The 17,918-nt window shown below is 67.1% G+C and carries 19 protein-coding genes; 18 read left to right on the top strand and 1 reads right to left on the bottom strand.

From position 1 onward, the window contains the following. Nucleotides 1-102: 102 nt before the first annotated feature. From ftsZ to LRQ07_RS10485, 16 genes are all read left to right on the top strand, one after another. On the top strand, nucleotides 103-1,245 hold the full coding sequence (gene ftsZ / locus LRQ07_RS10560) for a cell division protein FtsZ (RefSeq protein ID WP_134351529.1): 1,143 nt from the start codon (nucleotides 103-105) through the stop codon (nucleotides 1,243-1,245). Further along, a complete protein-coding gene (locus LRQ07_RS10555; RefSeq protein WP_232761629.1) occupies nucleotides 1,242-1,949 on the top strand; it encodes a YggS family pyridoxal phosphate-dependent enzyme in 708 nt (235 codons plus the stop codon). The genes ftsZ and LRQ07_RS10555 overlap by 4 nt, the downstream gene beginning before the upstream one ends. Nucleotides 1,950-1,992: 43 nt before the next feature. Then, the gene (locus LRQ07_RS10550; RefSeq protein ID WP_131491280.1) at nucleotides 1,993-2,466 is read left to right on the top strand and encodes a cell division protein SepF; all 474 of its coding nucleotides are present in this window, start codon (nucleotides 1,993-1,995) and stop codon (nucleotides 2,464-2,466) included. A gap of 3 nt (nucleotides 2,467-2,469) precedes the next feature. Then, nucleotides 2,470-2,769, top strand: coding sequence for a YggT family protein (locus LRQ07_RS10545; protein WP_047524064.1), 300 nt, complete (start codon nucleotides 2,470-2,472; stop codon nucleotides 2,767-2,769). Nucleotides 2,770-2,950: 181 nt separating this feature from the next. After that, a complete protein-coding gene (locus LRQ07_RS10540) occupies nucleotides 2,951-3,550 on the top strand; it encodes a DivIVA domain-containing protein (RefSeq protein WP_047524063.1) in 600 nt (199 codons plus the stop codon). A 9-nt stretch (nucleotides 3,551-3,559) separates the two neighbouring features. After that, nucleotides 3,560-4,216, top strand: coding sequence for a signal peptidase II (gene lspA / locus LRQ07_RS10535; protein ID WP_256534542.1), 657 nt, complete (start codon nucleotides 3,560-3,562; stop codon nucleotides 4,214-4,216). A gap of 1 nt (nucleotide 4,217) precedes the next feature. Next, a complete protein-coding gene (locus LRQ07_RS10530) occupies nucleotides 4,218-5,138 on the top strand; it encodes an RluA family pseudouridine synthase (protein ID WP_256534541.1) in 921 nt (306 codons plus the stop codon). 48 nt (nucleotides 5,139-5,186) lie between these two features. Beyond that, nucleotides 5,187-5,786, top strand: a complete 600-nt coding sequence (locus tag LRQ07_RS10525; RefSeq protein ID WP_256534540.1) for a GNAT family N-acetyltransferase — start codon at nucleotides 5,187-5,189, stop codon at nucleotides 5,784-5,786. Nucleotides 5,787-5,817: 31 nt separating this feature from the next. After that, complete coding sequence (locus LRQ07_RS10520) at nucleotides 5,818-6,408, top strand: RNA polymerase sigma factor (RefSeq protein ID WP_256534539.1); 591 nt, start codon at nucleotides 5,818-5,820, stop codon at nucleotides 6,406-6,408. Continuing rightward, nucleotides 6,395-7,510 carry a hypothetical protein gene (locus tag LRQ07_RS10515; RefSeq protein ID WP_256534538.1) on the top strand — a complete coding sequence of 372 codons (1,116 nt, stop codon included), beginning with the start codon at nucleotides 6,395-6,397 and terminating at the stop codon, nucleotides 7,508-7,510. Before LRQ07_RS10520 ends, LRQ07_RS10515 begins: the two co-directional genes overlap by 14 nt. Before the next feature lie 62 nt (nucleotides 7,511-7,572). Continuing rightward, nucleotides 7,573-7,719 (top strand): hypothetical protein, encoded by a 147-nt coding sequence (locus LRQ07_RS10510; protein WP_256534537.1) that lies wholly within the window; start codon nucleotides 7,573-7,575, stop codon nucleotides 7,717-7,719. Between the two features lie 61 nt (nucleotides 7,720-7,780). Then, complete coding sequence (dnaE, locus tag LRQ07_RS10505) at nucleotides 7,781-11,299, top strand: DNA polymerase III subunit alpha (RefSeq protein ID WP_256534536.1); 3,519 nt, start codon at nucleotides 7,781-7,783, stop codon at nucleotides 11,297-11,299. A gap of 71 nt (nucleotides 11,300-11,370) precedes the next feature. Beyond that, nucleotides 11,371-12,561 carry a hypothetical protein gene (locus tag LRQ07_RS10500; protein ID WP_256534535.1) on the top strand — a complete coding sequence of 397 codons (1,191 nt, stop codon included), beginning with the start codon at nucleotides 11,371-11,373 and terminating at the stop codon, nucleotides 12,559-12,561. A 1-nt stretch (nucleotide 12,562) separates the two neighbouring features. Then, nucleotides 12,563-13,867 carry a histidinol dehydrogenase gene (gene hisD / locus LRQ07_RS10495; protein ID WP_232761638.1) on the top strand — a complete coding sequence of 435 codons (1,305 nt, stop codon included), beginning with the start codon at nucleotides 12,563-12,565 and terminating at the stop codon, nucleotides 13,865-13,867. 10 nt (nucleotides 13,868-13,877) lie between these two features. Beyond that, nucleotides 13,878-14,348 carry a transcriptional regulator NrdR gene (gene nrdR / locus LRQ07_RS10490; protein ID WP_047524059.1) on the top strand — a complete coding sequence of 157 codons (471 nt, stop codon included), beginning with the start codon at nucleotides 13,878-13,880 and terminating at the stop codon, nucleotides 14,346-14,348. 10 nt (nucleotides 14,349-14,358) lie between these two features. Beyond that, nucleotides 14,359-15,396: a quinone-dependent dihydroorotate dehydrogenase gene (locus tag LRQ07_RS10485; RefSeq protein WP_256534534.1), complete on the top strand. Its 1,038-nt coding sequence runs from the start codon at nucleotides 14,359-14,361 to the stop codon at nucleotides 15,394-15,396. Here the strand turns inward: LRQ07_RS10485 and LRQ07_RS10480 are convergent. Continuing rightward, nucleotides 15,371-15,943, bottom strand: a complete 573-nt coding sequence (locus LRQ07_RS10480) for a DUF3043 domain-containing protein (protein ID WP_232761640.1) — start codon at nucleotides 15,941-15,943, stop codon at nucleotides 15,371-15,373. The genes LRQ07_RS10485 and LRQ07_RS10480 overlap by 26 nt on opposite strands. Before the next feature lie 46 nt (nucleotides 15,944-15,989). Here LRQ07_RS10480 and LRQ07_RS10475 point away from each other — a divergent pair, with 46 nt between their 5' ends. Next, nucleotides 15,990-17,393: a dipeptidase gene (locus LRQ07_RS10475; RefSeq protein WP_256534533.1), complete on the top strand. Its 1,404-nt coding sequence runs from the start codon at nucleotides 15,990-15,992 to the stop codon at nucleotides 17,391-17,393. A 70-nt stretch (nucleotides 17,394-17,463) separates the two neighbouring features. Beyond that, nucleotides 17,464-17,826 (top strand): iron-sulfur cluster insertion protein ErpA, encoded by a 363-nt coding sequence (gene erpA / locus LRQ07_RS10470; RefSeq protein ID WP_017830247.1) that lies wholly within the window; start codon nucleotides 17,464-17,466, stop codon nucleotides 17,824-17,826. Nucleotides 17,827-17,918 lie beyond the last annotated feature (92 nt).

Raw genomic sequence — 17,918 nt, 5'->3', positions numbered from 1 at the left:
GCTTACCTTCGATCAAGAGAACGCAATACCGGGAAATACTTTACACCTCTAGTTGAGGTTTAAGGTTCATCCTTTTCAGGCTCGAATAATCGGAGGCCGGCCATGAGCCAGAACCAGAACTACCTCGCCGTGATCAAGGTCGTCGGCGTCGGCGGTGGCGGCGTCAACGCCGTCAACCGCATGATCGATCTCGGTCTCCGCGGAGTCGAGTTCATCGCCGTCAACACCGACGCCCAGGCGCTGCTCATGAGCGATGCCGACGTCAAGCTCGACGTCGGTCGGGAACTCACGCGTGGTCTCGGCGCCGGAGCAGACCCCGAGGTGGGGCGCCGTGCCGCGGAGGACCACGCCGAGGAGATCGAGCAGGCCCTGACCGGTGCGGACATGGTCTTCGTGACCGCCGGCGAGGGAGGCGGCACCGGAACCGGTGGTGCTCCCGTGGTGGCCCGCATCGCGAAGTCCATCGGTGCGCTCACCATCGGTGTCGTCACCAAGCCGTTCTCGTTCGAAGGTCGCCGTCGCCAGAGCCAGGCAGAGGCGGGCGTCGCGAAGCTCAAGGAAGAGGTCGACACCCTCATCGTGGTGCCGAACGACCGTCTCCTCGAGATCAGCGACCGTGGGATCTCCATGATCGAGGCCTTCGCCACCGCGGACCAGGTGCTCCTCGCCGGTGTCCAGGGCATCACCGACCTGATCACGACCCCGGGTCTGATCAACCTCGACTTCGCCGACGTCAAGTCGGTCATGCAGGGCGCAGGTTCCGCCCTCATGGGCATCGGCTCCGCCCGCGGTGCCGATCGCGCGATCAAGGCGGCCGAGCTCGCGGTCGAATCGCCTCTGCTCGAGGCCTCCATCGAGGGTGCGCACGGCGTGCTGCTCTCGATCCAGGGAGGATCGAACCTCGGCATCTTCGAGATCCACGACGCGGCCGACCTCGTCAAGGAAGCGGCACACCCCGAGGCGAACATCATCTTCGGTACCGTCATCGACGACACTCTCGGCGACGAGGTGCGCGTGACCGTCATCGCGGCCGGATTCGACGGTGGTGAGCCTTCGCTCCGACTGGACCCGATGGTCGTCTCCCGGCCCTCGGCGGCGACTCTCCCCGAGGTCTCCCTCGAGGAGGAGCCGGAGGCGAAGAGCGACGCGGCACCGGCAGAGCCGGTGCAGCAGCGAGTGCCGACCACCAGCATCGAGCCGGCTTTCGCAGACGACGACATCGACATCCCCGAATTCCTGAAGTGACCACTGCGGCCGACGGGCAGGGGCGGTCGGACCTGGCGGCGCGGCTGACGGCGATCGACGAACGCATCGCCGTCGCCGCGCGCGCCGCGGGGCGGGATCCGGCGGAGCTCACCCGCATCGTCGTGACGAAGTTCCATCCGGCGTCTCTGGTCCGTGAACTGCACGCGCTCGGCGTGCACGACGTGGGAGAGAACCGGCAACAGGAACTGTCGGCGAAGCAGGCGGAACTCGCAGCCCTCGACCTGACCTGGCACTTCATCGGCCAGGGGCAGACGAACAAGGCCGCGGCCATCCGGCGCAGCGCCGACGTCGTGCATTCCGTCGACCGGGGCCGATTCGCCGACGCGCTGGACCGCGCGGCCCAGGACGATGGTCTCCTCGACGTGCTCGTACAGGTCAACCTCACCGACGATCCTGGCCGCGGGGGAGTGGCACCCGCTGATGCCGTCGCACTCGCCGAGCACGTGCTGGCGCTGCCATCGCTCCGTCTGCGGGGCGTCATGGCGGTCGCGCCACTGGACGAAGAACCCGGCGCTGCATTCGCGCGCTTGCGCGCCGTCGCTGAGGGCGTCCGCGCCGTTCAGCCCTCCGCATCGTGGATCTCCGCCGGGATGACCGGCGACTTCGTGGAGGCGATCGACGCCGGCGCGACACACCTGCGGATCGGCTCCGCAATCACCGGCCCCCGGCCCGACCGGGGTTAACCTGTGAAAAGACCAGCCCCAAACGTTCGAACCGGAGGACACGATGGGTAACCCGCTGAAGAAGACCATGGTGTATCTCGGCCTCGCCGACGAGGAAGAGGTCTACGAGGAGGAGACGCAGGCTCCTGCGCGCGCTCACCGCGAGCGCGACCGCGAGCGCGAAGAGCCGGCTCCGGCTCCCGTCACGCCCCTCCGTCGTCCCGTCGCCGTCCGCCAGCCCTCTGCAGGAGCCGTGAACGAGATCCTCACCGTCCACCCCAAGCAGTACCGCGACGCTCAGCTGATCGCGGAGAGCTTCCGCGAGGGCGTCCCGGTCATCATCAACCTCTCCCAGATGAGCGATGCCGACGCGCGCCGTCTCATCGACTTCGCGAGCGGACTCTCCCTCGGACTGTACGGCCGCATCGAGCGGGTCACCTCGAAGGTGTTCCTGCTCTCGCCGGAGAACATCGCCGTTTCGGGCCACGGGGGCATCGCGCACGCAGACGCTGAGTCTGCGGGCTTCGACCAGTCGTAGCTCGTGGAGTTGGTCTCCGTCGCAGCGAGCATCGTTCATCTGGTGCTGCTGCTCTACATCTTCGTGCTCTTCGCGCGCCTCATCCTGGACTACATCCCCCTGTTCAATCGGGAGTGGCGTCCCAAGGGGTTCGGTCTGGTCGCCGCTGAGGCTGTCTACACGGTCACGGATCCGCCCATCCGGTTCTTCCGGCGGCTCATCCCGCCACTGCGGATCGGTTCCCTGTCGCTCGATTTCGGGTTCACGCTCACCCTGTTGATCGTGCTGGTCCTGATGAACATCGTGCGGCTGTTCATCCGCTGACCTCCTGGCGATCCGCCAGGATCCGCCACGCGGACTTCGTGGTCTCTGGGTGTCGTGACATCGCGGCGCTGAGGCGCGGGGGCTATGCTGGCACCCAGGTGCGCGCCCCGGGTTCGCGCCACATCACGACCACGCCATACATCGATACTGGCATTCGTACTCATCGAAAGAGGAGCCACTCATGGCACTTACCCCGGATGACGTCGTCACCAAGCAGTTCCAGCACGTCCGCTTCAAGGACGGCTTCGACCCGGACGAGGTCGACGACTTCCTCGACGAGATCGTCATCGAGTGGCGCAAGGCTCTCGAAGAGAACGTCGAGCTGAAGGCCAAGCTGGCCGCCTACGAGTCCGGCGAGGCCCCCGAGGCCGCTGCTCCTGCCGCGGCACCTGCTGCGCCCGAGACTCCGGCTCCCGTCGCCGAGGTTCCCGCAGAGCCTGCTCCGACCGGTTCCGCGACCGCGACCGCCGGCATCATCGAGCTCGCACAGCGTCTGCACGACGAGCACGTCGCCGAGGGTGAGGCGAAGCGCAACGCGCTCATCGCCGAGGCCGAGACCGAGGTCGCCCGGATCCGCACCGAGGCCGAGGCCAAGCAGCGCGAGGAGTCGGCACGCCTGGAGCGCGAGCGCAACACGCTCGAGGCTCGCATCACCGAACTCCGCAACTTCGAGCGCGACTACCGCTCGCAGCTGCGCGGATACATCGAAGGCCAGCTCCGCGAGCTCGACGAGAAGTCGGCGTCCACGGACTCCACGCCCGTCTCCGCGATCGGTCTGTAAGGCGCCCTCTTGTCAGGACGTCGTCCCCTTCGTCGGTCGGCGGCCGGTGCGATCGTTGCGATCCTCGCAGCGCTCGTGCTGGCCGCCGATCAGTTTGTGAAGTACCTCACGATCGAGAACCTGCCGCTGCAGGTACCGGTCCCGGTTCTCGGTGAGTTCCTTCAGCTGTACTACGTCCGCAACCCCGGCGCGGCATTCTCGCTCGGGTCCGAGGTCACCTGGATCTTCACGATCGCCCTCGCGGTCGTCGCGTCGATCATCATCTGGAAGGCGTTCGGGCTCAAGTCCCGGCTGTGGGCCGTGGTTCTCGGCTGCCTGCTCGGCGGCGTGCTCGGCAACCTCACCGATCGACTGTTCCGGGAGCCTGGGTTCCCGGTGGGACATGTCGTCGACATGATCTCGATGCCGTGGATGATGCCGGCCATCTTCAACGTCGCGGACATCTTCATCGTCACCGGCATGATCTCGGTGGCCCTGCTCGTGGTCTTCGGCCTGCGGTTCGACGGAACGCGCGAGCGCGATCACGCGGTGGTCGAGACCGAGGAAGAGGCGGAAGCAGCGGCGATCGCCGCCGAAGCGGAGACCGAGACCGACGCGGACGAGGGGGACGCGGGCGACGATGACGCATCCTCGGAGGATGCGGCTCCCGCATCGGAAGGCCGCTGACGTGGAATCCCGATCTCTGCCGGTTCCTGACGGCTTGGACGGCACGCGGGTGGATGCCGCGCTCGCGAAGCTCATGGGTTTCTCCCGCACCTTCGCCGCGGATGTCGCTGCGGCAGGCGGGGTCCGTCTCGACGGCGTGACGCTCGATAAGTCAGACCGCCTGCACGGCGGTGGCTGGCTCGAAGTCCAATGGGCGCCGAAGGAGGCGCCGCGAGTCATTCCGATCGCGGTTCCCGAGCTCGGGGTCGTGTACGACGACGACGACATCATCGTGGTCGACAAGCCCACGGGCGTGGCCGCGCACCCGTCCGTCGGGTGGGAGGGGCCCACCGTCGTCGGTGCACTCGAGGCAGCCGGATTCCGCGTCGCGACGAGCGGTGCCTCCGAGCGTCAGGGGATCGTGCACCGGCTGGACGTCGGCACGAGCGGTCTCATGGTCGTGGCGAAGTCCGAGCAGGCGTACACGACGCTGAAGCAGGCGTTCAAGGATCGTACGGTCGAGAAGGTCTATCACGCGGTCGTGCAGGGGCACCCGGATCCGCTGGCGGGAACGATCGACGCGCCCATCGGGCGCCACCCGAACCACTCCTGGAAGTTCGCCGTCGTTCCCGACGGGAAGCCCTCGGTGACCCACTACGAGACGCTCGAAGCATTTCCGGGCGCTTCGCTCCTCGAGATCCATCTCGAGACGGGACGCACGCATCAGATCCGTGTGCACATGGCTGCTCATCGGCATCCGTGCGTCGGCGATCCGCTGTACGGCGCCGACCCCACGATGTCAGCCCGGCTCGGGCTCACACGTCAGTGGCTGCACGCACATCAGCTCGCGTTCGCGCACCCGGCGACGGGGGACTGGGTGCAGTTCGAATCGCCCTATCCGGCAGACTTCCAGCACGCGCTCGACGTGCTCCGCGGCGAATAGTCGGCGCTGCGCCGGCTCGATGTCGGTGTCGTGCGCGACACTGAGCGCATGAGCATCGAGGTTCGTCCTGCAACCGTGTTCGACGATGTCGCAACCCTCGTCGGGCCGAAGAAGCCGACGTCGAACGTGTGCTTCTGCCTGAGCTATCGCATCGGCAACAAGGAGAACCTTGCGCTCAAAGGCCCGGCCCGCGCCGACCGGGTGCGCGAGCTGTGCCACCAGGATCCGCCCCCTGGCGTGATCGCCTATCTCGACGACGAGCCTGTCGGCTGGGCGGCACTGCATCCGCGACGCGAGACGAGCTTCGCCCGCAACCGGCTCATCCCGCAGATCGATGACCTCGACGTCTGGTCGCTGTGGTGTTTCCGGGTACGCCCCGGGCACCGGAAGCAGGGCATCTCGCATGCGCTGATCGACGGTGCTGTCGCATATGCGACAGAGCGCGGTGCGCCCGCGATCGAGGGCTATCCGGTCGACAACGGCGGCGAGAAGGTGAATCTGACGATGGCATACGTCGGCACGCGAGCGCTCTTCGAGGGTGCAGGATTCGCGAAAGCCGCGGATACGGGTTCCGTGCTGGACGGGTTCCCACGGGTGCTGATGAGGCTCGACCTGGGGGCGCCACAGAGATCGTCGAAGAAAGCGTGAACCGATCGGTGACTCACGGCCAATACATAGCGTGACCACAGACAGCGAGATCATCCAGCGATCTCTTCAACGTCCGGCAACGTTCGCCGAACTCTTCGACAGGCACGCGCGCGCGGTCAACGCGTTCGCGACGTACAGAGTCGGCCGCCATGCGGCAGAGGACGTCTTGAGCGAGACCTTCCTCGTCGCCTTCCGGCGGCGCGCCGACTTCGACACGGACGCCGAATCGGCGGCGCCGTGGTTGCTCGGGATCGCGTCACGACTGATCCGCCGGCAGCGCGCGGTCGAGGCCAAGCAGTGGAGGTCGTTCGCGGCATCCGTGTCGCAACATGAGCAATCAACACTCGGGGGCCTGGATGATGCCCTGACTCGCGTCGACGCGGAGCGCGAGGTCGCGACACTGAGAGCGCGTATCGCCGCGCTCGCTCCCCGAGACCGCGAGACCCTCCTGCTCTATGCCTGGCAGGGGATGAGCTACGACGAGGTCGCCGTCGCCCTCGGGGTTCCCGTGGGAACCGTGCGATCGCGGCTGAACCGGGTCCGCGGACGACTGGACTCCACTCGGAGAGTTCAGGCATTCGAGCAGCAGCAGAAGAGGGGAGAGACCCGTGGACGAGTTTGAGAAGGTTCGGTGGACCAAGCCAGAGATAGACGGAGCCGAAGAGAACCTCGCCGCTGCGCGGGCGCTCCTCCTGACCGAGATCCAGGAGGAGCGCCGACCCGCGCGTCCGCGGGCGGCGCGGCGGCCCTGGTTCATCGCCGCCGGCGCCCTCGGCGCGGCGGCTGCAGTCACCGCCGGAGTGCTCGTCGTGAGTGCGATCACGGCGCCGTCGCCTACGCCGACCGTGGAGGCGGCGCCGACGCGCACGCCGGGGCCGGCTCTCGAGCCGACCGCGACGCCTGGGCCAACGATCTCGCCCGCGCCTGAACCGCCGACGGCCAAGACGGTCTTGGTCGGAGCGGCGACGGTCGTCGGTGACGACCCGGGGCCGGTTGCAGGCCCCGGGCAGTACCTCAGAATTCACCAGGAGATCCGAAACCTCGAGCTTTACTCCCCCCAGGACCAAGGAAATGCGAACCGGACGCAGGCGACGGCGGCGTGGGTCTCCACAAGCTCCCAAACCTGGTACATCCCCGCCGACAGGACAGGCGAATGGGTGCAGGTGCTCAACGCGGACCTGCAGGTCGTCGAGCTGTTCGGAGGGGAGGCGGGTCGCCTGTCTCAAGAGTGGCTCGATCGATTCAGCTGGCGCGTGGATCCGCAGGTCTTGCGGTACCAGGGTGGGGGGCACGTCGGGACGCCGGTTCCGAATCAGACTTATGTCCAGTACGCGGAGATGCCGCGAGATCCAGCTGCCCTCCTGGCTTGGACGACGGCATACCTGCGAGCAGACGAAGCGGCGTCGGCGGGTATCGGTGCTGTGACATTCCTCATCGATGAGTTGCAGCAGGGGTCTGCACCGGCGGATCTCAAGGCTGCGATGTACAGAGCCCTGAGCCTCATCCCTGGCGTATCGATTGTGGACAGCGAGGGCGATGTCGTCACGCTGTTGTTCTCAGGACTCCCGCAAGTTGATCGCAGCTATTCCATGTCGATCGACACGCGCACTGCGCAGGTGGTGCGCTCGACCATCAACGACGGCCCGCGCGGGGGCATCGTTCCGGACTCCGTTCCTGATCACGAACTCACGACGACTGTCCAAGTCGTCGATGAGGCTCCGTAGATTCGCCTCGTTGTCGATCGACACGGTGACAGAGGTGTTGCTCCTCCAACGCCGGTCGGTTGGTGAAGATCGAGATCTCGGTCGACATGACGACCGGCCTGGTGGTCGGTTCCGCGATCAGGCAAGACGCGGGGGCCGGCATCATGCCGGAAGACGTCCCTGACACGTGGAGGACGATCACGGTGAGCGTGGTCGACGCGGCACCGTAGCCCCTCGACGAAGCCCCGGCGCCGACCTCCGGTGTCGGGGCTCCGCCGTAGACTCGAAGGCATGGCATCCGACTCCTTCGTCCACCTGCACGTGCACAGCGAGTACTCCATGCTGGACGGTGCGGCGAAGATCAATGCGATGACCCAGGCAGCCGCCGAATACGGGATGCCGGCCATCGCGGTGACCGATCACGGCAACACCTTCGCGGCATTCGAGTTCTACAACGCGGCGCGCAACGCAGGCATCAAGCCCATCATCGGGCTCGAGGCATACATGACCCCGGGCACGCACCGCAGCGACAAGACGCGCGTGCAGTGGGGCTCACCGGACCAGAAGAGCGACGACGTCTCCGGCTCGGGCGCGTACACCCACATGACGATGTGGAGCCAGAGCACCGCGGGCATGCACAACCTCTTCCGGATCAGCTCCCGGTCGAGCATGGAGGGTTACTACTTCAAGCCCCGCATGGACCGCGAGCTGCTCCAGACCTACGGCAAGGGCATCATCGCGACCACAGGATGCCCCTCCGGCGAGATCCAGACGCGACTGCGGCTGGGGCAGTACGACGCGGCGCGCGCGGCGGCTGCAGAGTTCCAGGACATCTTCGGCAAGGAGAACTACTTCGCCGAGATCATGGACCACGGTCTCTCCATCGAGCGACGGGTGATGACCGACCTGCTCCGCCTCGCGAAAGACCTCAACATCCCACTCGTCGCGACCAACGACTCGCACTACACGCACCAGCACGAGGCCGACGCTCACGAGGCTCTGCTGTGCGTGCAGTCGGGCTCCACCATGGACGATCCGAACCGCTTCAAGTTCGACGGCGACGGCTACTACATCAAGACCGCCGCCGAGATGCGGCAGCTGTTCCGCGATCACCCCGAGGCCTGCGACAACACGCTCCTGATCGCCGAGCGCTGCGAGGTCGAGTTCGACACCTCGGCGAACTACATGCCGCGCTTCCCGGTCCCCGACGGTGAGACCGAGGACAGCTGGCTCATCAAGGAGGTCGAGGCCGGCCTGCACTACCGGTACCCCGGTGGGATCCCCGACAAGGTGCGCAAGCAGGCCGAGTACGAGACCGGCATCATCCTGCAGATGGGCTTCCCCGGCTACTTCCTCGTCGTCGCGGACTTCATCAACTGGGCCAAAGACAACGGCATCCGTGTCGGTCCCGGCCGTGGTTCGGGTGCCGGGTCGATGGTCGCCTACGCGATGCGGATCACCGACCTCGACCCGCTCGAGCACGGTCTGATCTTCGAGCGCTTCCTCAACCCTGACCGTGTCTCGATGCCCGACTTCGACGTCGACTTCGATGATCGTCGCCGCGGCGAGGTCATCGAATACGTCACCGAGAAGTACGGATCCGAGCGTGTCGCCCAGATCGTCACCTACGGCACGATTAAGTCGAAGCAGGCGCTGAAGGACGCGGGGCGCGTTCTCGGGTTCCCCTTCAGCATGGGGGAGCGCCTGACGAAGGCGATGCCGCCGCCCGTGATGGGCAAGGACATGCCCCTGGACGGCATGTTCGACTCGGCGCACCCCCGGTACAAGGAAGCGAGCGAGTTCCGCACGCTGATCGAGACCGACCCGGAGGCCAAGACCGTCTTCGACCGCGCTCTCGGTCTCGAAGGGCTGAAGCGTCAGTGGGGCGTCCACGCCGCCGGCGTGATCATGTCGTCCGATCCGCTGCTCGACATCATCCCGATCATGAGGCGCGAGCAGGACGGCCAGATCGTCACGCAGTTCGACTACCCGTCGTGTGAGTCGCTCGGGCTGATCAAGATGGACTTCCTCGGGCTGCGCAACCTCACGATCATCTCCGATGCGCTCGACAACATCCGGACGAACCGGGGCGAAGAACTCGACCTCGAGCACCTCGGTCTCGACGATCCGGGTGTGTATCAGCTGCTCGCGCGCGGAGACACCCTAGGCGTCTTCCAACTCGACAGTCCGCCGCTGCGTTCGCTGATGCGCCTGATGAAGCCGGACAACTTCGGTGACATCTCGGCCCTCATCGCCCTGTATCGCCCGGGTCCGATGGGCGCGAACTCGCACACCAACTACGCACTGCGCAAGAACGGGGTGCAGGAGATCACCCCCATCCATCCCGAGCTCGAAGCGCCGCTCGCGGAGATCCTGGAGGAGTCGTACGGGCTCATCATCTACCAGGAGCAGGTCATGGCCATCGCTCAGGCCGTCGCCGGCTTCAGCCTCGGGCAAGCAGACATCCTCCGTCGCGCGATGGGCAAGAAGAAGAAGTCGGAGCTCGACAAGCAGTACGAGGGCTTCGCGGGCGGGATGAAGGAGCGCGGCTTCGGCGAGGACGCGATCAAGGCGCTGTGGGACATCCTGCTGCCCTTCTCGGACTACGCCTTCAACAAGGCCCACTCCGCGGCGTACGGACTCGTGTCGTACTGGACCGCATACCTCAAGGCGCACTATCCCGCCGAGTACATGGCGGCGTTGCTCACCAGCGTGGGCGACTCCAAGGACAAGATGGCCCTGTACCTGAACGAGTGCCGTCGCATGGGGATCAAAGTCCTTCCGCCCGACGTCTCGGACTCGATCAACTTCTTCGCGGCCGTCGGAGACGACATCCGCTTCGGCCTCGGCGCTGTGCGCAACGTCGGCAGCAACGTCGTCGAAGGGATCGTGCAGGCGCGCAAGGGGGAGCGGTTCACCTCGTTCCACCACTTCCTCGACACCGTGCCGCTTCATGTCTCGAACAAGCGCACCGTGGAGTCCCTGATCAAGGCCGGCGCCTTCGACTCGATGGGCGACACCCGCCGAGCGCTCATGGAAGTGCACGAAGACGCGGTCGAGGCAGCCGTCGACCGCAAGCGCAACGAGGCACAGGGCGCGATCGGGTTCGACTTCGACAGTCTCTACGACGGCGTGGAAGAGGCCGCTCCGGCCAAGGTGCCGGCCCGCCCCGAGTGGGTCAAGAAGGACAAGCTCGCCTTCGAGCGGGAGATGCTCGGCCTGTACGTCTCCGATCACCCGCTGGCCGGTCTCGAGGTGCCGCTCGCGAAGCATGCGTCGATCTCGATCCATGACCTCAACAACTCCGAAGACCTGCAGGACGGTGATCAGGTGACCGTGGCGGGCCTCGTGACCAGCGTGCAGCACCGCGTGGCCAAGGCGAGCGGTAATCCGTACGGCATGATCACGGTCGAGGACTTCAACGGCGAGGTCACCGTGATGTTCATGGGCAAGACCTACACCGAATTCCAGCACACCTTGCAACAGGATGCGATCCTCGCCGTGCGCGGGCGCGTGTCCCGTCGTGATGACGGCCTCAACCTGCATGCGCAGTCCGCGTTCGCGCCCGACATCGGCTCGTTCGACGCCGCAGGGCCACTGTCGTTGGTCTTGGCGGAGCAACGTGCCACCGAGCGGGTGATGGGTGAGCTCGCCGAGGTCCTACGTCGGCACAACGGCGACACGGAGGTGCTGCTCCGCGTGCACCGAGGCGGCACTGCGAAGGTCTTCGAGGTGCCCATGCCGGTGAAGGTCTCGGCAGACCTCTTCGGTGACCTCAAGTCCCTTCTCGGACCCACCTGTCTGGGGTGAGCGGGTAGGATCATGAGCCGTCGGCAGCACGACGAATCCCCCCGTCGAGCACGGTGACGAAAGGACCACGCATGAGCACGGAACTCCCCGAGCCGGGTGTCGAAGATGCGGACTTCAGCGATGACGACGGTGTCCTCTACGACGATGAGGTGACTCCGGAGTACGGGATCCTCGGATTCACCCTCCGCGAGCTGCTCATCGTCAGCGTGTGGCTGGTCTCGTTCGTCGTGTCGTTCTTCCCGCTGGCCGGGGGCGCCTCGCTCTGGGGCGTCGGAATCCAGTGGATCCTTCCGGTTGGTGTCCCCACGGTCGCCGTGTTCCTGCTCGTGCTCCGTCGCTTCTCGCCTGACGGTATCCGTCGCGTCGGGTCGCTCGGCATCGACCAATTCGCCTCTGTGGCCTTCTCGGTCGCAGCCGTCGTCTGGGCCGGGAACGTGTGGCTCACGATCTCAGGGCTGATCGCCACCGGGTTCTGGTCACTTCCGTGGAGCGGGGTGGTGATGGCCGTCGCCGCTCTGGCCCTGGTCGTGCTCACGGTCTTCGCGCCACTCATCCCGGGGCTGAAAGAGGACTTCCACGGACGTCTGGTCACCCTGGCCCACCGCAATGCCAATCCGGTGCGCCCCGTCATCGCGCGACCGCGACCCGAACCGGTCCTCACGGGGCCCGAGCCACAGACCGCCGCCGACGGCGACCGGACGGATGTGAGCGTGGATGCTTCCGCGCTTCCTCCGGTCGCAGACGCCGACAGCCGGGATTCCGGGAGCCAGGCCACGGACGAGGTCGAGCGCGTCGACCTCGCCGCGCAGGTGCCCCTCACGGCACACGCGTCCGGTGGTGACATCGGCACCGTGCACGGCACGGATGACGAGGAGTACGTGCCCACGTACTCTCGGCGTTCTCGGGGGCAGGAGCCCGAGATCGTCTCGGACACCGGGAGCATCGAGTCCCTCCTCGAGACCGCTGCGACATACGAGACCGCTGTCGTGCCGGACGACACGGAAGCTCCGATCGTGGAGGGTTTCGCCGACGCGGACCTCGATGCGACGAACCCGCGCGAGTCGACTCCCGTCGCGCAGCCGTTCTGGATCCTCGCGCCCTCTGAGCGTGACGTCCACGACGAGCGCGGCGAGGCGTTGTTCCGCATCGGCCCGAATGCCTGGGCGCTCGTGATCGAAGACCGTGGAGGTGCCTACGTCGTGCGACATGACGACGGGCGGATCGGCTACCTCCACGACATCTCCGACATCACGAAAGGCTGAAATGCGCACGATCGATCTGCGGGGGCGCGAGCTCTCGCCCGCTGACATGCTCGCCGCCGTACCGCGAGCCACACAGGCGCGTGCCGAGGCGCTCGACACCGCCGCCCGCCTCGTGGACGACGTCCGCAACCGCGGTGAGGCCGCTCTCCGTGAGCAGGCGGAACGCTTCGACCGGGTCGCCGGACACTCCGTCCGGGTTCCCGCCGCCCACATCGACGAGGCGCTGGCCGAGCTCGCCCCCGAAGTGCGTACCGCTCTCGAGGAGGCGATCCGCCGCGTGCGACTGGCCTCCGCAGCCCAGGTTCCGGCCGCGCAGGTCACCCGCATCGGCGACGGTGCCGTCATCACGCAGCGCTGGCAGCCCGTCCACCGCGTGGGTGTGTATATTCCCGGTGGGAAAGCGGTCTACCCGTCCAGCGTGATCATGAACGTCGTGCCGGCTCAGGTGGCAGGTGTGGAGCAGATCGCCTTGGCATCGCCGCCGCAGGCGGACCAGGGAGGGCGAATCCACCCGACGATCCTCGCCGCGGCCGCTCTGTTGGGCGTGACCGAGGTCTATGCGATGGGCGGAGCGGGGGCGATCGGGGCGTTCGCGCACGGTGTCGCCTCGCTCGGGCTCGACCCCGTCGACGTCGTTTCCGGGCCCGGCAACAACTACGTCGCCTCCGCCAAGCGCGCGGTCGCCGGCGTCGTCGGGACGGACTCGGAGGCCGGCGCGACCGAGATCCTGGTCGTCGCCGATGCCGATGCCGATCCGCGCCTCATCGCAGCCGACCTCGTGAGCCAGGCGGAGCACGACGAACAGGCCTCCGCGGTATTGGTCACGGACGCCGCGGAGCTCGCTGCACGCGTCGCCACCGAGGTCGAGCGGATCTCCGTCCTCACCCGTCACAGCGAGCGTGTCGCCGCGTCCTTGGGAGGACCGCAGTCGGCGATCGTCCTCGTCGACGATCGCGCCATGGCGACCGCTTTCAGCAACGCCTACGCGCCCGAGCACCTCGAACTCCACCTCGCCGATGCCGAGAGCGCCGCGTCGGCCTTCACGAGCGCCGGAGCGGTCTTCGTCGGAGACCAGACGCCGGTGAGCCTGGGGGACTACATGGCGGGGAGCAACCACGTGCTCCCGACCGGCGGTCAGGCGCGGTATGCACCGGGACTCGGCGCGTACACGTTCCTGCGTCCTCAGCAGGTGATCTCCTACGACAGGGCCGCACTGGCCGCCGTCCGAGCGGGGGTCGTCGCTCTCGCCGAGTCCGAGGCGCTGCCGGCGCACGGTGAGGCGATCGAGGCGCGCTTCACCGCGTAGGATCGGTCAGATGCACTGCCCCTTCTGCCGTCATCCCGACTCCCGCGTCATCGATTCCCGCACGAGCGACGACGGGCTCTCGATCAGGCGGCGTCGTCAGTGCCCGGAGTGCGGGGGCCGTTTCACGACCACCGAGACCGCGAGCCTCAACGTCATCAAGCGTTCGGGCGTGATGGAGCCTTTCAGTCGGGAGAAGGTCATCTCCGGCGTGCGCAAGGCGTGTCAGGGACGGCCGGTGACCGAGGCCGACCTCGCCATCCTCGCGCAGCGCGTGGAGGAGGCTGTTCGCCAGACGGGGGTGTCGCAGCTCGACACGAATGAGATCGGTCTGGCCATCCTCGGTCCGCTGCGTGATCTCGATGAGGTCGCGTTCCTCCGCTTCGCCAGCGTCTACCAGGCGTTCGACTCGCTCGAGGACTTCGAGGCGGCGATCACCGACCTCCGGGCCGACCACACGAAGCAGGAGGCCGAGGAGCGGTAATCTGGCAGGGATGTATCCGCTGCTCTTCCGCGCTGTCCTCTCGCGCTTCGATCCCGAGTTCGCCCATCACGCCGGCATGGCGGTGATCCGCGTCCTCGGAGCGCCGCCGTTCTCCTGGGCGACCCGTGCCCTGACCGCGCCGGATCCGTCCTTGCGTGTCGATGCACTCGGACTCCGCTTCCCGTCGCCCTTCGGCATCGCGGCCGGTTTCGACAAGAACGCCGTCGGCGTCCGCGGACTGGCGGCCCTCGGGTTCGGCCACGTGGAGATCGGTACCGTGACGGCGATCCCGCAGGAGGGGAATCCCAAGCCGCGTCTGTTCCGTCTGTTGGCGGACCGCGCCGTCGTCAACCGGATGGGGTTCAACAACGACGGCGCTGATGCGGTCGCCCGTCGCCTCGCTCGACTGCGCCGTGGCGCACCGGACACGGTGATCGGCGTCAACATCGGCAAGAGCCGCATCGTGGACGTCGAGGATGCGACCGCCGACTACGTGGCCTCGGCAACCCGCCTCGCCCCGCTCGCCGACTACCTCGCGGTGAACGTGTCCTCTCCGAACACCCCAGGACTGCGCGGGCTGCAGGCAGTGGAGACGCTGGCACCGTTGCTCCGGGCGGTCAAGGAAGCATCGGGGTCCACGCCGCTGCTCGTCAAGATCGCCCCGGATCTCCCGGATGACGAGATCACCGCCATCGCGGAGTTGGCCGTGACCGAGGGGCTCGCCGGAATCATCGCGCACAACACCACGATCAGTCGAGACGGACTGCTCACGGACGCGGCGTCGATCGAAGCCGCGGGCGCGGGCGGACTGTCGGGGGCGCCGCTGAAGAAGCGCTCGCTCGAAGTGCTCCGGATCGTGCGTGACGCGGTACCGGCAGAGTTCTGCGTGATCGCGGTCGGTGGAGTCGAGACTCCGGCCGATGTGCAGGAGCGTCTGCAGGCCGGTGCCACTCTCGTGCAGGGTTACACGGGATTCCTGTACCGCGGTCCGTTCTGGGGCCGCGAGATCAACAGAGGACTGGTCAGTCGGGGTACTGGCCGCGCTTGACCTGCGGCTTCGGCAGTCGCATGAAGCGCATCTGCAGCGCGCGCATCGCCGCGTACCAGCCGAGGCCGCGCTCGAGGCGATCCTTGCCGAACTTCGCTGCGGCCTTCCGCTTGACCCGCATCCCGAGCAGCACCATGCCGCCGATGGCGATCACGAGATACCCCATCATGACGATGTAGGCGTAGAACGAGATCATCATGTTCGTCGGCAGGAGTGAGGCGAGGATGACCAGCACCATGACGCCCATCACGAACTCGGCCGGGTGCCACCCCGCGTCCACGTAGTCGCGCACCCAGCGGCGCTGCGGGCCCTTGTCGCGGACCGGGAGGTACTTCTCCTCGCCGGCGGCCATGCCTGCCTGGGCGCGAGCACGACGCTCGTTGAGCTCGGCTTTGGCAGCCGCCTTCGCCTCTTTGGTGTTGGCGACCAGGGGGCGGCGACGTGCTGCCTCCTGCTCCGCGCGGGTCGGCGTCGCGCGCCCCTTGCCGACGGCAGTCGTCTCGGAGGCGTCGTCGTTCGTCGAAGGGGAGGCGGGGTTAGTGGACACGGAGTTCCTCGGTTCGCTGGCGGGGGATCACCTTAAGATTACTCGCATGACCTCTCCTGTTCTTCCCCCTGAGCCCGATGCCGCCGTTCTCGAAGCCGTGGCCACAGGAATCCCTGCTGCGCTGTCGGATCTCGGACACCTCGTGCGGATCCCCGGGATGGCATGGCCGGCGTTCGATCAGACGCAACTGGAGCGCAGCGCGGCCGCTGTCGCGTCACTGGCCGAGGACACCGGTGTCTTCGATGAGGTCCGTGTGCTGCGCTCAGCGATCCCCGGCACCGACGAGCAGGGGCAGCCGGCGGTCCTCGCCACCCGTGCGGCGCGGAATGGGAAGCCGACGATCCTCCTCTACGCGCACCACGACGTGCAGCCTCCAGGGGACGACGCCCTGTGGGAGACGCCGCCGTTCGAGCCGACGGTGCGGGACGGACGTCTCTACGGGCGTGGTGCGGCGGACGACAAAGCGGGGGTCATGGCGCACATCGCGTCGATCCGGGCGGTCAGCGAGGTCCTCGGGGACGATCTCGACCTGGGTATCGCGATGTTCATCGAGGGGGAGGAGGAGTACGGTTCCCGCTCCTTCGCGCAGTTCCTCTCCGACAACAAGGAGGCTCTGCGCGCAGACGCGATCGTCGTGGCGGACTCCGGCAACTGGGACTCCGTGACGCCGGGACTTACGGTCTCGCTGCGCGGCAACGCGCGCTTTACGCTGCGTGTGCGGACACTCGACCACGCGTCGCACTCGGGGATGTTCGGCGGTGCGGTGCCCGACGCGATGATGGCCACCGTCACGCTGCTCGCGACGCTCTGGGATGAGGACGGGGCGGTCGCGGTCGAGGGGATGACCGCGCGCGATGCGGCGACTCCGGACTACACCGAGGCGACGCTGCGAGATGAGGCCGGACTGCTTCCCGCCACCACACCGATCGGCAACGGGACGATCCTCAGCCGGATCTGGAACAAGCCCGCGGTCACCGTCATCGGTATCGATTCCACGACCGTCGCCGCAGCCTCCAACACGCTCCTTCCCGAGGTCACCGTGGTGATCAGTGCTCGAGTCGCACCGGGCCAGACGGGGCAGGAAGCCTACGAGGCGCTCGAAGCCCACCTCCGCGCCCATGCACCGTTCGGCGCCGAGCTCACGTTCTCCGACGTCGATCTCGGCGACGGCTTCCTGGTCGACACGAGCGGGTGGGCCGTGGCGTTGACCCGTGACGCGATGCGCGACGGCTACGGAGTCGCTCCGGTCGACCTCGGCGTGGGCGGATCCATCCCCTTCATCGCGGATCTGGTGCGGGAGTTCCCTGCCGCGCAGATCCTGGTGACGGGTGTCGAAGACCCCCACTCGCGGGCCCACAGCCCGAACGAGTCGCTGCACCTGGACACGTTCCGCCATGCCGTCGCGAGCGAGGCTCTGCTCCTGGCTCGGATGAATGCCACCGAACTCTGAGCCTCACAGCGTGTGCGGCGGTAGAATCGTCCGAGAAGCCGTGCACCTGCGGCCCGTCACAAGGAGCGACATGAGCGACACCACCCTCTCCCCAGAGACCACCCGCGCACACGGCGTCACCCTGACCGACGCTGCCGCCACGAAGGTCAAGAACCTCCTCGAACAGGAGGGGCGCGACGATCTGCGCCTCCGCGTCGCCGTGCAGCCCGGTGGCTGCTCTGGCCTGATCTATCAGCTGTACTTCGACGAGCGCTACCTCGAAGGCGATGAGACCGTCGATTTCGACGGCGTCGAGGTGATCATCGACAACATGAGCGTCCCGTACCTCGATGGTGCGGCGATCGACTTCAAGGACACGATCTCCGAGCAGGGCTTCACGATCGACAACCCCAACGCGGCGGGTAGCTGCGCGTGCGGCGACAGCTTCCACTGATCCTCGCTTCTCGGACCACGGCCGCCGTCACCGATCGGTGACGGCGGCCGTTCTGCATCCGGCAACCTGCGTGGATGGCATGAATCAGGTGT

The organism is Microbacterium sp. J1-1, assembly GCF_024498615.1.
Lineage (GTDB): Bacteria > Actinomycetota > Actinomycetes > Actinomycetales > Microbacteriaceae > Microbacterium > Microbacterium aurugineum.
This window is presented reverse-complemented; position numbering and strand designations above follow the sequence as displayed.

Excerpts from the sequence above, each read along its gene's own strand:
- hisD (WP_232761638.1), top strand. The coding sequence starts at position 12,563 with ATGCGCACGATCGATCTGCGGGGGCGCGAGCTCTCGCCCGCTGACATG.
- dnaE (WP_256534536.1), top strand. The coding sequence starts at position 7,781 with ATGGCATCCGACTCCTTCGTCCACCTGCACGTGCACAGCGAGTACTCC.
- LRQ07_RS10485 (WP_256534534.1), top strand. The coding sequence starts at position 14,359 with ATGTATCCGCTGCTCTTCCGCGCTGTCCTCTCGCGCTTCGATCCCGAG.
- nrdR (WP_047524059.1), top strand. The coding sequence starts at position 13,878 with ATGCACTGCCCCTTCTGCCGTCATCCCGACTCCCGCGTCATCGATTCC.
- LRQ07_RS10475 (WP_256534533.1), top strand. The coding sequence starts at position 15,990 with ATGACCTCTCCTGTTCTTCCCCCTGAGCCCGATGCCGCCGTTCTCGAA.
- LRQ07_RS10540 (WP_047524063.1), top strand. The coding sequence starts at position 2,951 with ATGGCACTTACCCCGGATGACGTCGTCACCAAGCAGTTCCAGCACGTC.
- LRQ07_RS10525 (WP_256534540.1), top strand. The coding sequence starts at position 5,187 with ATGAGCATCGAGGTTCGTCCTGCAACCGTGTTCGACGATGTCGCAACC.
- erpA (WP_017830247.1), top strand. The coding sequence starts at position 17,464 with ATGAGCGACACCACCCTCTCCCCAGAGACCACCCGCGCACACGGCGTC.
- LRQ07_RS10550 (WP_131491280.1), top strand. The coding sequence starts at position 1,993 with ATGGGTAACCCGCTGAAGAAGACCATGGTGTATCTCGGCCTCGCCGAC.
- ftsZ (WP_134351529.1), top strand. The coding sequence starts at position 103 with ATGAGCCAGAACCAGAACTACCTCGCCGTGATCAAGGTCGTCGGCGTC.
- LRQ07_RS10500 (WP_256534535.1), top strand. The coding sequence starts at position 11,371 with ATGAGCACGGAACTCCCCGAGCCGGGTGTCGAAGATGCGGACTTCAGC.